17 protein-coding genes and 1 pseudogene are annotated in these 14,809 nt (G+C 36.0%); 9 read left to right on the forward strand and 9 right to left on the reverse strand.

Annotation, left to right across the window (positions count from 1 at the left end; genetic code table 11):
- Positions 1–250 precede the first annotated feature (250 nt).
- Positions 251–607 carry a DUF4259 domain-containing protein gene (locus KW850_RS31395; protein ID WP_218351558.1) on the forward strand — a complete coding sequence of 119 codons (357 nt, stop codon included), beginning with the start codon at positions 251–253 and terminating at the stop codon, positions 605–607.
- A 297-nt stretch (positions 608–904) separates the two neighbouring features.
- Here KW850_RS31395 and KW850_RS31400 read toward each other — a convergent pair whose 3' ends face one another.
- A complete protein-coding gene (locus tag KW850_RS31400) occupies positions 905–1,261 on the reverse strand; it encodes a hypothetical protein (protein ID WP_218351559.1) in 357 nt (118 codons plus the stop codon).
- Positions 1,262–2,080: 819 nt separating this feature from the next.
- On the opposite strand from KW850_RS31400, the gene KW850_RS31405 reads away from it, so the two are divergent.
- From KW850_RS31405 to KW850_RS31425, 5 genes are all read left to right on the forward strand, one after another.
- Positions 2,081–3,115, forward strand: a complete 1,035-nt coding sequence (locus tag KW850_RS31405; protein ID WP_218351560.1) for a DUF3231 family protein — start codon at positions 2,081–2,083, stop codon at positions 3,113–3,115.
- Positions 3,116–3,127: 12 nt separating this feature from the next.
- Positions 3,128–3,574 carry a hypothetical protein gene (locus tag KW850_RS31410; protein ID WP_218351561.1) on the forward strand — a complete coding sequence of 149 codons (447 nt, stop codon included), beginning with the start codon at positions 3,128–3,130 and terminating at the stop codon, positions 3,572–3,574.
- Between the two features lie 3 nt (positions 3,575–3,577).
- Positions 3,578–3,928, forward strand: a complete 351-nt coding sequence (locus KW850_RS31415; protein ID WP_218351562.1) for a DUF2750 domain-containing protein — start codon at positions 3,578–3,580, stop codon at positions 3,926–3,928.
- A 695-nt stretch (positions 3,929–4,623) separates the two neighbouring features.
- Positions 4,624–4,938, forward strand: a complete 315-nt coding sequence (locus KW850_RS31420) for a hypothetical protein (protein ID WP_218351563.1) — start codon at positions 4,624–4,626, stop codon at positions 4,936–4,938.
- A gap of 469 nt (positions 4,939–5,407) precedes the next feature.
- A complete protein-coding gene (locus KW850_RS31425) occupies positions 5,408–6,505 on the forward strand; it encodes an L-dopachrome tautomerase-related protein (RefSeq protein WP_218351564.1) in 1,098 nt (365 codons plus the stop codon).
- A 152-nt stretch (positions 6,506–6,657) separates the two neighbouring features.
- On the opposite strand, the gene KW850_RS31430 is transcribed toward KW850_RS31425, so the two are convergent.
- The 7 genes from KW850_RS31430 to KW850_RS34460 all read right to left on the reverse strand — a co-directional run bounded on the left by KW850_RS31430 (position 6,658) and on the right by KW850_RS34460 (position 9,998).
- The gene (locus KW850_RS31430; RefSeq protein ID WP_066400456.1) at positions 6,658–6,957 is read right to left on the reverse strand and encodes a spore coat protein; all 300 of its coding nucleotides are present in this window, start codon (positions 6,955–6,957) and stop codon (positions 6,658–6,660) included.
- Positions 6,958–6,975: 18 nt separating this feature from the next.
- Entirely contained in the window at positions 6,976–7,170 is a 195-nt protein-coding gene (locus tag KW850_RS31435) for a hypothetical protein (RefSeq protein WP_218351565.1), read from the reverse strand.
- Positions 7,171–7,187: 17 nt separating this feature from the next.
- Positions 7,188–8,324 (reverse strand): zinc-dependent alcohol dehydrogenase, encoded by a 1,137-nt coding sequence (locus tag KW850_RS31440; RefSeq protein ID WP_218351566.1) that lies wholly within the window; start codon positions 8,322–8,324, stop codon positions 7,188–7,190.
- Between the two features lie 18 nt (positions 8,325–8,342).
- Positions 8,343–8,711 (reverse strand): spore coat protein, encoded by a 369-nt coding sequence (locus tag KW850_RS31445; RefSeq protein WP_101648872.1) that lies wholly within the window; start codon positions 8,709–8,711, stop codon positions 8,343–8,345.
- Positions 8,712–8,727: 16 nt separating this feature from the next.
- Complete coding sequence (locus tag KW850_RS31450; protein ID WP_119118489.1) at positions 8,728–8,973, reverse strand: spore gernimation protein GerQ; 246 nt, start codon at positions 8,971–8,973, stop codon at positions 8,728–8,730.
- 537 nt (positions 8,974–9,510) lie between these two features.
- Complete coding sequence (locus KW850_RS34455; RefSeq protein WP_374226407.1) at positions 9,511–9,735, reverse strand: CBO0543 family protein; 225 nt, start codon at positions 9,733–9,735, stop codon at positions 9,511–9,513.
- A complete protein-coding gene (locus KW850_RS34460; protein WP_374226406.1) occupies positions 9,735–9,998 on the reverse strand; it encodes a CBO0543 family protein in 264 nt (87 codons plus the stop codon). Before KW850_RS34460 ends, KW850_RS34455 begins: the two co-directional genes overlap by 1 nt.
- An 840-nt stretch (positions 9,999–10,838) precedes the next feature.
- Between KW850_RS34460 and KW850_RS31455 the strand changes: the two genes are divergently transcribed.
- The 3 genes from KW850_RS31455 (at position 10,839) to KW850_RS31465 (ending at position 13,310) form a co-directional block, all read left to right on the forward strand.
- The gene (locus KW850_RS31455) at positions 10,839–11,333 is read left to right on the forward strand and encodes a zinc-binding metallopeptidase family protein (RefSeq protein ID WP_256358568.1); all 495 of its coding nucleotides are present in this window, start codon (positions 10,839–10,841) and stop codon (positions 11,331–11,333) included.
- Between the two features lie 593 nt (positions 11,334–11,926).
- Entirely contained in the window at positions 11,927–12,424 is a 498-nt protein-coding gene (locus KW850_RS31460; protein ID WP_218351567.1) for a DinB family protein, read from the forward strand.
- A 589-nt stretch (positions 12,425–13,013) separates the two neighbouring features.
- Complete coding sequence (locus KW850_RS31465; protein ID WP_218351568.1) at positions 13,014–13,310, forward strand: hypothetical protein; 297 nt, start codon at positions 13,014–13,016, stop codon at positions 13,308–13,310.
- A gap of 209 nt (positions 13,311–13,519) precedes the next feature.
- Here the strand turns inward: KW850_RS31465 and KW850_RS31470 are convergent.
- Positions 13,520–14,742: pseudogene (locus KW850_RS31470) on the reverse strand (IS110 family RNA-guided transposase).
- Positions 14,743–14,809 lie beyond the last annotated feature (67 nt).

Here is a 14,809-nt window from a genome sequence, read left to right on the forward strand (position 1 = left end):
CATGGTCCCAACCAGCCAAATCATGTTTAAGCAAGTAGGGGGCGAACTGTTTAGCTGACGGGATCTTTGTCCCACGGGCAGGTACGTTCTACCCCGGCTACCGTTATAATAAAACCATATAAAAAATTGTCAACTAGAAATATCTGGCTGACCTTATAATACGAACGTGGCAGGTTAGTGGAAGAAGGAAATTCCAATCTCTTTATTGAATTATTATAAAAAGTAAAGTTAAAAATTAAGGAGTGTTAGTGTGGGTGCTTGGGGAACAGGAATATTTGATGATGATACGACTTGTGATGTGAGAGATAGTTTTATTGACTACTTGGATGAAGGAAATACACCTGAAGAAGCCACGCAGCTAATCTTGGAGGAATATTTGGATGAGTTTAATCTCGAAGAGAATTTGGAGGTAATGTCTTTAGTTTATATTGGTCTTTCAGCCAGTCAAATAAAGAAAAAATGCCTACAAGAACAAGTGCGTAAAACGGCTATAGACTTAATTGAACGTGGTGCAGACCTTGAGCTTTGGGAAGAGGCAGATACTAAAGATTATGAAAAACGGAAGAAAGTTTTAGGAGAATTTAAGGAAAAATTAATTAACTTTTAACTCCAAAAGACAGGTGCTCTACTTAATTATCTGACTGCCAAAAATGGCAGTCTTTTTCTAATTGAGTTGCAGGATAGTGGAAGAAGAATAAAAATGAAGCAGGTTAGTGGAAGAAGAGGGCAAGCCATTCTCTTTATTCATATTTGAAGATATTGCAAAGGAACGATATATGGTCCCAAAAATAAACAAAGTACCCTAATGGGTACTTATGTAAAGGGTAAATATCTTTCTAATAATAGTAAATATAATATTTTTTATTTTGTTAGGGTTATTGACCGAAAGAAAAAAATAATCCCTTTATTTAAAAGCATAATTAAATAAGCCGTAATATAAAGGTCCGACTAAAATAATAAATGTAATTCCGATAATTGCTAGTTTAATGGATTGAGGTGTATCATCATCATCTTTTACCCTTTCATTGAACTTTTTGAAACTAAAGAAAACATCCCATAATAAACCACTTACGAATACAAATTTCCATACAAGAGGATTAAGTAACTGGGTATTAGTAACATAACCAAATAAACCTATCCAAGTGATTATAGAAAATACAAAATCTAATATACCAAGAGTTGTTTTATAATGACTTATGAGTATTCCAATCGCAGCTATTGCTAGAATCCCTAAGTAGCAATACCAAAAAATATGAATCATATACTCTCTCCTTAGAATTTATAGATTTCATTATAATTGAAATCAAATTATATATGAATAACATTAATAAGTAATTCGAACATAATGTGTAATAAAAGAAAATGGCTTATTCACTAACGGGTGCTTGGGTTTAAGATTCAGAACTGTCATTGAGGCAGCTTTTTCTTGTTGAACTCCCATGAAAATAAAAAATGAAAAAAGGGCATGAAAAAATAGACCCAGAAAAACCAGTTTTTAAAAAAGGCTGAGCCTCTTGAAGAAAGAGTATAAGGCTATCTGGTAAATCGAAATAGTAATACCTTTCTATTTAATATAAAATCAGGAAAGCTGGCGCAACAACCAGAAAAAGGATTAATCTCCCATAAGTGCTACCCCTAAATGGGCGCGACAGTCGGTGGTACACCGTGGTCGTTGGAGTCAGACTAACGGATGGGCTCAAAGGCACCATAGTTCAAAGACCTTCTTCGCCAGCATTAAAACAGTATAGACTGCCTAATCCATTTTCATTCTCTGTGGTGAAGCGATGATTTTTGCGCTTCATGGATGGCTAACGGGGCAGGATAGTTGAAGAAGGAATCGAATTGAGATGAGGAAAAATCATCAAAACCTTTAGCTTATTTACGCTTGTCTTTTCCCTGTTGAAGAGACTTTTGAAACCCTTAGAAAGTCCAAGCTTGTTATTGCTTGATTGACTGAGCGTACAAAATTACCTGGTATAAATCTCCCTATTAGGTTTTGATGGTTTTGATTAGTTTAACTGTTGAGTATGATTCCAAATGAAGGGAATACTAATCAAAAGCGTGCAAGAAGGGAGTAACCATGGAAACGATTAAGCCAATTAAATTAGGTTCATACAAAGAAGAAACTAGTGAAAAATTAACGTCAGCAGAAATGGGCAAACTTTGGGCAACCTATATGGGGAACAGCATGTCAAAGTGCATTATAAGTTATTATCTCCAACATGTTGAAGATAAGGATATAAAAACTTTATTAGAAAATGCATTAAAATTGAGCCTGGAGTTCATGAAATCAACTAAGGAAATATTCGAAAAGGAGAGTTTCCCTATTCCTAAAGGATTTGGGGAAGAAGATGTAAACCTTGGAGCTCCACGTTTATTTCAAGACCAATACTATGTTCATTATTTGAAATACGCAGGAAAAGCGGGAATGAGTATCTATAATGTGGCAATACCCCTCATCATTAGAAAGGATGTAAAAGAATTCTTTAGGTATTGTATGGATGCCACAATGGATTTAATGGAGCAAATCAATGAAATATTGATGAATAAGGGGTTTATCATCAAACCTCCTTTAATTCCAATCCCTGAAAAGGTGGAGTTTGTTCATCAGGATTTTTTAAATGGCTTCTTGGGACATGTGCGTTCCTTACATGCATTAGAAATTGCTCATCTGTACGATAATATTGAAAATAACATAACTAGTAAAGCACTCATTATGGCGTTTGCCCAAGTTGTAAAGGATGAAGAGATTCGAAAATTGTTTGAGTGGGGTAGGGATATGACCTCCACAAACATTGAACACTATATGCAAAAGCTACATGATGAAAATCTACCTACGCCTTCTTTTTTGGACGATTTGGTGACAACATCAACTTTTTCACCCTTTTCAGATAAATTAATGTTATTTCATAAAATGGATATGTTTTCAATGAAAATAAGAGCATTTGGAAATTCAGAAGCAGTTAACGGAAGGCATGATATTGGGCTAATGTATACCAAGTCGTTAATGCAAGTCTTCCAATTTGTTGAAGGGGCAGCAAAAATTTTTGTTGAAAAAGGCTGGATGGAACAACCGCCACATGCCGTTGATAGAAAAAAATTGGCATCCGATTGAGGTTTGAAAAATGTGAATCCAAAAGAAAAATTGTTATGGAGCATTGCTTTTCCTGGTTTTGGGCAAATGCTTAACGGAAAGTATTTCAAAGGAATTCTTTTTATCCTATTGGAATTTGTTATAAACGTTCAATCCCATTTTAACGAAGTAATCATGCTTAGTTTTAATGGGGAAATTGAAAAAACCTTTGCACGCTCAGAATACCAATGGCTTATGTTTTATCCGTGTGTATACTTTTTTGCGATGTGGGATGCATATAAAGATGCAGGTGGAGATAAAGAACCTTATTCTTTCCTACCGTTTGTGTCTTCTGCTTACCTTGTAACAGTGGGGCTTATGATTTCTTCAGGAATAAAGGTATTCGGATACCTGTTAGGAACAGTGTGGTTTCCAATGTTGTGTGTTATCCCTGGTGTTGTTATAGGGATATTGATTAAAAACTTATTAAGAAAAGGGTAAAGCTTGGCGAAAAAATGCCAAGCTTTTAATTTTAAGCAAATCAACAAAGTTTTAACAGAGCCTATTAAAAAGGTCGTAGATTATGAGGAAGTTTGGGGGCTATATGATGATGGTTGGGCAACTTCACAGGATGATGATGGAAATATGTTGATTCCTTTCTTTCCCAAAAAAGAATTTGTGATAAACTGTGCAGATTATGAGTGGAGTAACTTCAAAGCTGAGCCAATTGAATTGGCTGAGTTTATTAATGAAGATAGAGTTAAACCATCGATATTCCCTACAGACAATGATACAGCAGTGGTCGAAATAGATGTAATTTTAAGGGACTTAAATAATGAGTTAGAAAATTATTAATAAAAGAAAAGACTTTTTTGATATTAAGAAGTTTGTGAAAAAATGTACTTACGCGAACGGGTGCTTTACTTCAAAAAGGGGTAAAGCCATTTTCTTATTCAAGAAACCTGACCATATATACAGTATCAGCAAAAAATCATTGATATGATGCACCTTTTCATTGTTTATATGTAACCGTAGAATGGCGTTTAAGGACTTGACATGGAGCCTCTGTGGGTACGATTTGTCTTGAAAGGCTGAAGCAGTTGTTTCATCAGGCAAAAGAGCCTATCATACCACCTCTCCAAGTAAAGTCCTATCGTTGTTTACATTGAAAACTATAATTACTTACTGAAGATAACTAGTAAACAAAGATAGAAAAGGACTGTTTTTGTTTCGTTCTTTACGATGATTACGGTCAAAAATCATACTGTATATATTGGTAGGTTAGTATAACAACGGATAAAACTAAAAAAGGGTTAACAAAGAACATAATAAGATATAATGCAGATTTCGGGCGAGTTTAGTAATTCTTGTGGAAAGGGGATAAAGGATGTATTGGAATGGTGTTTAAAAAGGTTGGATATATATGCAAAAGGTTCGTGGTTTATTTACCTAACAGGTTCAATTTTGCTTTATCTTTCTATAACTACAACTAAAAATATCTCACGGAGAGAGTGGTTCTTACTTTTTGGAATGGGTGGTTTTTCGGGTGGATGGCAAACATTATCTTTTTTTTTATATTGGATTTAATGGATTCAGGTAAGCCCTCAATTGGCGGTTTACCTGATATATTTATGTTTGTGATTGGACCAGCTACATCTGCAATCTTATTTCTAAATCGATATAATACTCCTACAAAATTAATAAGGGTTCTTCTCTTTTCATTAGCATCCTTTCTTGTTGAATATATATTAGGAAAATTAAGATTTCTAAAATTAAAAAGGTGGAAACCTTTCTACTCAATTCCTTTTTATTTGTTGGTTTTTTGGGTGGTTCTACCTTGGACACTAAAGCTTATAAGAAAGTAACATGAATTATACAAGTTAAAGACGAATTACCTGAAATAAGGAATTGAGAAGGCAGTTATTTTGCGATAGTAAGTTTGTGAATAATTGCACTTAAACTAACGGGTGCTTGAGTTTAAGATCAGAGCTGTCATTAAGGCAGCTTTTTCTTGTTGAACTAACGAGGCAGTTTAGCTTAAGTACATTTCTTCACAAAGTTAAAAAAGCAAATTTTCCCAATTTTTATTTATAACAGCTTAACGTTGATTCGGGAATATTGAACTTCGCTACCTGCTAATTGAATTCTACTTCATCTAGAGACCTTTAAATTAAAATGTTTCCTTTCTTCTGACAGACAGACTTACTTATTAAATTTCGAAAACAATCAATTCAATCATCTTTTCGTATAGAAAAACTTATTAAGAAACATGCACTAGAAAAAATATAAATCATATATAGGAGATATCCCGTTTGAATGCTTGAGGAGGATATTATGAAACCTATGTTACCTAGTGAAAAATATTTCGGTAATTTAGAACTAGTTTATGCATTTTATGGGGCTATGCCTACAGGTGTTACTGTTTCAGAAACCGGTCGTATTTTCATTTGCTTTCCGAAATGGGGAGACGTTGTTAAATTTACGGTGGCAGAAATTGTTGAGGATAAATTGCAGCCTTATCCTAATTTACAAACCAATTTGGTTAACCCCGAGAATATCACAATGACTTTCATCAGTGTCCAAAGTGTAGTTGCTGATGGAAGGGGAACGCTTTGGATATTAGATACAGCGGCACCCAATTTTTCTGAACCTATTAAAGGGGGGGCAAAATTAGTCGCTGTTGATTTAGAAACCAATACAATAAGAAAAGTATATACCTTTACAGAAGATGTTGTCCTGCCTACAACTTATCTGAATGATGTCCGTTTTGATTTTCGTGTTGGAATAGCAGGTTATGCCTATATAACGGATTCTTCTTCAAGAGGACCAGGAGCTATTATCGTCGTAGATTTATCAAATGGAAACGCGTTTAGAGGGTTAAATGGGGCAAATTCAACTTCACCCGATCCCTATTTTTTACCGAAAGTAGAAGGTCAAATTTTAATGAATCGAAACAAAGACGGTTCAACTTCTCCATTTAGATTGGCGTCTGATAGTCTTGCGATTTCTCCCGATGGAAAGATATTATATTTTGCTCCACTAACCAGTCGTCATTTGTTCTCGATCTCAACAGAAGCCCTGAGAGACAGAACGATACCGGACATGGATTTACCTTATCATGTGGAGTATTGGGGAGAAAAAGGTGCGTCTGATGGAATGATCACCGATGCAAAGGGAACTGTTTATACTGGAGATTATGAAAACAACAGTATCCGTAAGATATTGCCAAATGGCATAATGGAAACTATCGCACATGATCCGAGAATTTTGTGGCCGGATACTTTTTCAATTGGTCCGGATCAATATTTGTATGTCATTGTGAACCAATTACATCGGCAGCCTAGATTTCATTATGGAAAAGACTTACGACAGAAACCTTATAGTTTACTTCGTATCAAAATTGATGAATTTCCTGCTCCGACCTTTTCATAATAAAATAGTCAATTAATTGTTTTAATTATATAGTGTAAAACAAACACGAGTAAGCAAGAAGTATTAACTTTATTTACTTCTGCCAAATAAACTCAAAATGGTTTAATAGGAACAGTATATTTGGTGAGTGTTAAACTGTTCCTGGGAATTTTTTATAATGTCGGTAAGTTCAATGCTGTATTGATATTATTTAAATCCAAACTGATCTGTTCGTTTGTATCCCAAGCATGGTACCATCCTTTTTCTACCATATATGCGGATATTTGTTCATGCATATCAAGAGCTTCCACTAAATGGCGAGTGAGCATTTCTTTAATTTCCGGTGTTCCTGCCTCCGTAACTGCCATGGCATAATTTCTAATTCCACTTTTAGCTGAAATGAGTAGATCCATTGCAACCACTTGATCCGATAGTGCGTCCATGCCAGTTAAAGTTTCAATGATTGGATTCATGTTCATTCATCTCCTAATTTACTGCTTAGCGTTGGAAAGGATAGAAGCATATTCTTGTAATTGTCTCGTAGATACATCAATGTCTTGCTGCATAATATCTTTTAATAGCTGATCTTTAACTAACGCTTTCATCGTTTTGGATTTAGTTAAACAAGTGGTCTTAAATGCAGCCATCTCATGGACCTCAAGAACTTCATGTAAGGCGTAGTTCATTTTTTATACCTCCTTCCTCAAGGTTTCAACACGACTTTTATACAATCATCCATTTTTGTGTCAAAAATCTCATAGCCACGCTTTGCTTCACTAAGTGGAAGTACATGACTTACGACATCTCCTGGATCAATTTTTCCGGTCAAAACTAATTCAAACATATATGGCATATAATGAATCACAGGTGCTTGCCCAGAGCGGATATTGATATTTCGCTGCATAATATCTCCAAGAGGGAAACCATTATATCTGCCGCCGTAAACGCCAGTAATTTGAATTGTCCCGCCTTTACGCACTGCTTGTGAAGCCATGATAACCGCACTTAATGCTCCGCCTTGAAGCTTCATTCCGCTCGCAAGGAACTCCATATCAGTCATTTTACCGTCCATACCAACTGCATCAATGACAACATCCGCACCTCCTTTGGTGATTTCCTTCAGGTAACTTCCTACATTCTCATGGTCCTCAAAGTTAACAATTTCTACTTTGTTGGTGCGCTTGGCGTGCTGCAGGCGATAATTGACATAATCAACGGCAATGACTCGCTTTGCCCCTTTTAGCCAACAGAATTTTTGAGCAAAAAGACCAACCGGACCACAGCCAAGAACAATAACTGTATCTCCATCCTTTACGCCTGCATTGTCAACACTCCAAAAACCAGTAGTCATCGCATCGGCAATAACTGCTAACTTTTCATCTGGTTCTTCACAAGTCTCTGGAATTTTGAAATGAGTAAAGTTTGCAAACGGCACTCTTAAATATTCAGCTTGCCCGCCTGGATAGCCACCCGTCGTACCAGAATATCCGAAATAGGCACCCATATCACCATTATCATTAGAATTATCACATTGGCTTTCCAAATGGTTTTTACAGTAAGAGCATTCACCGCATGCTATATTAAAAGGAATAATGACACGATCTCCCTTTTTTAGCTTAGTCACACCTGGACCAACTTCTTCGACGATTCCCATTGGTTCATGGCCAATAACATAGTTTTCTTGCAGGTTAGGAATCATGCCATGAATTAAATGTAAATCAGACCCACATATAGCTGTACTCGTTACTTTAATAATCATGTCATCTGGTTTTTCAATCTTTGGATCTGGAACTTCTTTGACTACAACATTTTTAATACCTTGATACGTTACTGCCTTCATTGGTTACAGCCTCCAGTGTTAGTGTTCATCAGGTGTCCGGTCAAACATACCTTTTCTATTGGTCTCAACAGGAAATAGATTCATTTTGCCAATCATCAAAGTATTGTTGGCAGAGAGTTGGTCTAATTGATATTGTTCACTTAATTCGTATGGATGGAACCATTTTTTACTAATCATTAATTCTGTAATTTCTTGGTGCATGGCAATCCCTTGCATTAACTGGTTTCGTAAGAGGGTTCTAACATCAGGTGATGCGGACTCCGTTAATGCAACCGCAATATTGCGCACACCTTCTTTGGCACGAAGAAGTAAATCCATCGCAAATGTGGTATCTGCTAGCTCTGGTACGTGTAGCGAGTTTATAGGGTCTAAATAGTCATTGTTCAATGAATTTGCCTTCCTTTCAATTTATTATTGGTGTTGGCCGGTTTTGAGGAACAGGAGCTTCAAAAGGTGCACGTTGATAAATGGCCTGTAATTCTCCAAGCGCTTGCATGGATTGTTCAACATCTTTTTGCATTAATGCTCTCAAATCCTGATCAAATACCAATCCTTGCATTAGTTTTGATTTCGCTAAGCAAAGGGTTTTGAAATTAATAACTTCATGTAAATCCAATGATTCATGATCGGCTAATTTTTGAATGTCCATTTTTGGTTCCCTCCTTTTTGACTAAATACACAAATACAAAGGTATTATTCCAAATATAAAATGAATCATTCTTTAATAGTTTTTTTAAGAATAGGAAAAACGCTGATTAAATGGCTGGGTTAATCATAATGTAGTGAAAATTCATTCATAAGGTATAGCTAATAAATATTCGATATATTTTGCTTAAAAGGGCATAGGGTTAACCCATACAACTTAGGAAAAGAAAATGAAAACTTCAAGCTGTATCTATTTCAAAGTGTCTATTATTGGGGTCCTGCCGACAAAACGGGTATATTATACGCTAAAACATTTTGGGGAAGGAAAAGCCACTGATTTTTCTATGCTAAGCAGTTTATGTTCTGAGTGTTTTATATTCATAAACGACCGTTTTCGGTGCTTATTAACAGAAAATCAGTAGGATATTTAAGTTAATATAGAGAAGAAATTGTGAATAATTGAAACAAATATGCAGATTTAATCCTTCTTCAAATGTTCCTATATTCTTTTTGACTCTTATTGTTGATTAACAACCTCCATCTAAGATAAATCGTATTTATTATTGAAGATACGTCTTATAACAGACATTGTAAATCTAACCAATACTAAGGAAAAAGAGAGAGAATAAAAAGTAGTTGTCCAATTCCATCCATTTTTATATTTAATAAGACGTGTATTTTTTTCTAACCATAGCTCAGCAATAGTCATAGGTATACTGAAATACAGAACTTTTAAAAGGCACTGAATGATGCGGGAATCCTTAATTAGTTGATTTTAAAGACACAAGTAATTGGGAAAAGTATGTAATCAAACAACACGCTTGTTTTAACTTGTTTTGGAAATCGGGTGGGATATTGAACATAGCCTCTTTTTACAACCAGATTATCGACCAATGATGCATAGTAACTTTTTATAAAGAAAACAAGGAGCCAGTCCTTTGCAAGTGTTTTTTTTATTAAGTATATAAAAGAACTAATACCACAGAAATAAAGGAATTTTATAAGGTTTATTTCAAATTTTTGACCCAATGTTTAGCACCTCCCAAAGATAGGTTATCTTTGATGCAGGAGGTTATACTAAGGACATTCCAAAATTAGATAAGTAAACAGTGAATAAACAAGGCTCTATTTTGATATAAAATTGTTTCCTAATTGTGAACATTTTCACTTAAACTAACGGGTGCTTGAGTTTAAGATCAGAGCTGTCACTGAGGCAGCTTTTTCTTGTTGAACTAACTGGCAGGTTAGTAGAGAAGGATGAAGAAGACTCATTAGGTTAACCCCTCCTTTTTTGGCATTGAATGATATTCATTTGAACCCGTATTCTGTACATTTTAAGTGACTTTATTAATGGCATTCGTTGTTGCAGTAGACCGTAGGTTAGTATAATATAAACAACTTTTTACCGATGTTTCTGTGGGGATGTGGATGGGATTATTCTTTCTATTGAAAAGGAAGGGTAAGGGTAAAGGGGGTTCGGGAATAATTAAAATCAAATATTTAACTAAAAAGCAAAAAAATGATCGAAATTTAATAACCGTCTTATCTGTGTTATTCATTTATACTATAAGCCTCATTGTTGGAATGGGTTTACTAATGTCGTTGCCATTTATTTCGCTATCATTAATTATTTGTGGTTTTAACAACCTACTTTACAAAGGGCAGCCAAAGTATATAGGATACATCATATTAAGTATGGTAATGGCTTTACTGCTTGTTTCCATTATTTTATAAAGATAATGTTATTGATTCATCTTAGGTGAATCGTTATAAGGCCGAATTAACCATTTTGATATCTTTATTTAATCAGGATTTTTTATACATTCAGTTTGATAAATTAATATAATTGAGAAGGGAGTTGAGGTTGTAATGGAAATCAATTGGCTGGCAGAAGTGGAAAAAAGAAAAGATGATCTTTTAAAGGACTTGGAAGGCTTATTGCGTATTGCGAGTGTTAAGGATTTAACAACGAGTACTTCCGAATATCCAATGGGGGAAAAGTTGGGAATCCAATACAGTGAAGATGTGCTCGGACCTTTAACGGTTAATGCCGGCATTTTTAATTACAATCATACAGCTGGTGGCTCAATTCAGTTGAACATTCGATTCCCATTAAATAATGATTACCAACATACCATTGAAATAATCACGAAAAAAGCTGAGACCTGCCATTTTACAATCGCTGATGCGCAACAATTCTCTACACATTATATCCCTGCCGATCATCCAATGATTAAAACACTACAATCGGCTTATCAATCGAGTACAGGGGATGAACCTACACTTTTAACATCGGGCGGGGGAACATATGCAGCGTTAATGAAAAATGCAGTGGCTTACGGTGCTCTTTCCCTGGTAAGGTAGATAGCTCTCACCAAATTGATGAATTTATAGAAATCGATGATTTAATCAAAGCGACAGCCATCTATGCCAAAGCATTATATGAATTAAGCCACTTATAAAATCAAAGGCCAGGTATGTCGTTTAGCCAACAGGTCAACCAGAAAAATAAAATGTACCCTATAGAGTAGACACTTAAAAAGGTCTGCCCAATAGGGTACTTTATTTTTCATGATGAAGGAATAAAAGCTGGATTAGCCGAATAAGTCATAGTGATCATGGTTTTGTTGTATATTCTCAAAATAAAAGAATGGAGTATTTCATAGAGAATATTTTTTCGTTATTTGGCCGACAGTCGAAAATGAAGGTTATTTTATGCGTATGAATGGCTTTTTTCGAAATTGATTGAGGATTATTGTTATCATCACCCGGAAATTTCGGATTACCCTGCCATGTTGGAGAGAATTAGAAGCTGGAAGAAAGGTATGTCCAATATGGAAGGGACCACTTGGATTTGGTTTTTACCTTTTTAGGACCGATTAATTTATACTATAGTCAGATTTTTTCTTGTCTTTTAACTTTGAAAGATTACACTAAACAGTGAGGAGATTGGTTGTATGCAAGTTGTAACCAAAATGTTTTTAGAACAACTCGACATGCATTGCCATGAGAATGATTGGTTTGCATCCATGGATCAGGCGCTTCATGGAGTCATCGCAGCTGAGGCAGCATGGACAAGTTCGGGAATCAGCAATTCGATTTGGCAGATTGTCAACCACTTGATATTTTGGAATGAAGACGTAATCCATCGAATTAAGGGCACAGAGAATCCGCATAAGGCAGAAGACAATGAAGAAACCTTTGGAAATCCGGGGGATCCAGAAGACGAAATTGGGTGGGCCCAGACAGTGCATCGCCTTAATGAAGTCATGAATAAATTAAAAACGGTCATTGCGGACCTTGACGATGAAAAGTTAAAAGCTCCGTATGCAGCTAACAGGTACTCTATTGAGCGTTTACTCAGCAATATCATGATGCACGATACGTATCATCTCGGCCAAATTGTTCTGTTGCGAAAGTTGCAATCCTCTTGGGGTGGCGTTGATTGGTCCTAAAGCACCATAATTCAGCGACCTTCCTCGCCCAGCTGTAGAAGCAGTATTGACGGTGTGAAGCCCTTTTCATTCTCTATGGTGAAGCGGGTGATTTTCCTGCTTTATGGATGGCTAAACGGGTGTGTTAGTCAAATAAATTAGAACGTATTTGCAGAGCGATCTTTCGCATATTTCATTGTTCAACAGTCGGGCGCTTTTCTTAAATAAGAAGGCGTCTTTTTGCATGTACAACACATTTAGGGATTGAGTTTAATGAGGTGTAAAAAAAGATTGTGAAGTCCTGTACTTAAAGTAAAGTGTGCAAGAGTTAAACAAGTGGTCGGTACTGTGATCCCTTTCATATTGCACTAACGTGGCAGGTTAGTGGAAGAAGGAATATGAGGTATGGTTGAGGAATTTAGACAATTAAGTAAATAAGTTTACAATAAATATAATAGGGGGACTTATATTGAAACGTCTTTTCATAGGAGTTTTGGTGAAAATGTTTATCCTAATTGGTATGTATTTTTTGACTACTACTGGGGCTAAACCATATTTACATATTCAATTCTTGGTTGAAGAGTGAAATGACTTCTGAAAGAGGTGTGAAATGAAAGATTTAGTAGAAATCATAAATATGGCAATTCAGATACTATCTATTATTAGTATTCCCTTATCACTCCTAATCTGGATAGTTCTAGGATTTAAACCAAGCAATGAGCGTCAAAAAGAAAAAAGCACGACCAAAAAACAACTCGTTATTTGTTTTCTTTTTGTATTTGTCGCTTTGCCATTGGCTTATTTCATTGGAGGTGTGGCTACAGACAGTGCAAATGACTGGGAAACGGCTAGACCTCTTTTTTGGAGGGGCTTCTCTTTCATTACGGTATTTCCACTTTTTTGTTAATTTTAACGATAACAAAATGGTGCGTACAAAGATTACGTACGTAAAACGAGAAAAATGCGACATTATTGAGATGTTGCTTGTTAAACTACCATGAAAATTAACTTCTGTAACTCAGTAAAAAAGGCAATACTAAAGAAGACGCAGCTCATTCATTTTTAAAAAAGGGGAGAGCGCCTAATTCATTGATCCATGGATTTCAGTTGAATAGATTAAGAAGCTTCGGGTTCTTGTAGAGTAACCCTGTATCCTAAACCTTCAAGTCTTCGAAGTGAATGCCGAACAATGGATTGCTGTCTCTGTTTATCAAAGTAGTCTTCTCCTAAGTCTACATACATTTCTTTCCGTGTTAAGAGATAATAAGAGATACGTAACATGGCATGAGCGACGACAATTCCTGCTCTCTTTTTCCTTTTCGTGATGCTGTACGCCTATACAGTGCTCCGAGATAGTTCTTCGAACCTTTTACTGATTGAGCTGCTTCAGTTAATGCGGATCTCAAATACTTATTTCCTTTTTTTGTTTTAGCCGATTTCCTTTTCCCGGCACTTTCGTTTTGTCCAGGAACCAAACCTGCCCAAGAACACATATGGGCTGCACTTGGGAATTGTTTCGTAATATCAGTGCCGATTTCAGCTAAAATTTGCTCAGCCATCCTGGTGGCTATACCAGGAATAGAATCTAATCGTTCCACATCTTCTTGGTTGGTACGTACTCTTTTCGCTACTTCTTGATCGAGCATCTCAATCTCTTCAGTCAAAAAGTCAATATGTCTTAAAATCGTTTTTAACATTAGACGTTGATGGGATTGAATATAACCTTTAAGTGCGAGTTCCAGTTCATCTTTCTTCTTTTTCATTGAGCGGCGTGCAAAGTTTGCTAGTTTTTCAGGATCCTCTTCGCCTTCGGCAATAGCGTCAAGCATATCTCGAGCTGAAACACCCAAAACGTCTGAAACAACTGAACCCAATTTAATGTTCGCTCCTTCTAATACCTTTTGGATTCGATTGATTTGTCTTGCACGTTCCTCAATGATACTCCGACGATATCGAACGAGTTCACGTAGTTCCCGTTGATTACGATCTGGAATGTAACTAGCTTTCAACAGTCCATGACGAAGAATTTTGGCAATCCATTCTGCATCCTTAACATCTGTTTTGCGTCCGGGGACAGCCTTCATGTGTTGAGCGTTCACAACTAAAAACTCAATATCTTCAGCTTCTAATAAATTTACAATTGGCTTCCAATATACACTCGTACTCTCCATGGCAACATGAGTACATTGATGTTGTTTGATCCAATCGAGCAGTTTTAATAGAAAAACTGTTTTGGTAGAAAACGTTTGAACCTCCTTTCCTTGTGGAGTAATAATACATGCAGTAATGTTGTCTTTATGAACATCCATACCACATGCTCTTTCAATGACTACTTCCATTGAAAACATCCTTTCTACGGCACTGAATATTATTGGAGGCTGGTGCAGCAACCAGAATAGGATTAAT

The sequence above is a fragment of the Bacillus sp. sid0103 genome (assembly GCF_019219025.1).

Excerpts from the sequence above, each read along its gene's own strand:
- KW850_RS31400 (WP_218351559.1), bottom strand. The coding sequence starts at position 1,261 with ATGATTCATATTTTTTGGTATTGCTACTTAGGGATTCTAGCAATAGCT.
- KW850_RS31405 (WP_218351560.1), top strand. The coding sequence starts at position 2,081 with ATGGAAACGATTAAGCCAATTAAATTAGGTTCATACAAAGAAGAAACT.
- KW850_RS31420 (WP_218351563.1), top strand. The coding sequence starts at position 4,624 with ATGGCAAACATTATCTTTTTTTTTATATTGGATTTAATGGATTCAGGT.
- KW850_RS31425 (WP_218351564.1), top strand. The coding sequence starts at position 5,408 with ATGAAACCTATGTTACCTAGTGAAAAATATTTCGGTAATTTAGAACTA.
- KW850_RS31430 (WP_066400456.1), bottom strand. The coding sequence starts at position 6,957 with ATGAATCCAATCATTGAAACTTTAACTGGCATGGACGCACTATCGGAT.
- KW850_RS31435 (WP_218351565.1), bottom strand. The coding sequence starts at position 7,170 with ATGAACTACGCCTTACATGAAGTTCTTGAGGTCCATGAGATGGCTGCA.
- KW850_RS31440 (WP_218351566.1), bottom strand. The coding sequence starts at position 8,324 with ATGAAGGCAGTAACGTATCAAGGTATTAAAAATGTTGTAGTCAAAGAA.
- KW850_RS31450 (WP_119118489.1), bottom strand. The coding sequence starts at position 8,973 with ATGGACATTCAAAAATTAGCCGATCATGAATCATTGGATTTACATGAA.
- KW850_RS31455 (WP_256358568.1), top strand. The coding sequence starts at position 10,839 with ATGGAAATCAATTGGCTGGCAGAAGTGGAAAAAAGAAAAGATGATCTT.
- KW850_RS31460 (WP_218351567.1), top strand. The coding sequence starts at position 11,927 with ATGCAAGTTGTAACCAAAATGTTTTTAGAACAACTCGACATGCATTGC.
- KW850_RS31465 (WP_218351568.1), top strand. The coding sequence starts at position 13,014 with ATGAAAGATTTAGTAGAAATCATAAATATGGCAATTCAGATACTATCT.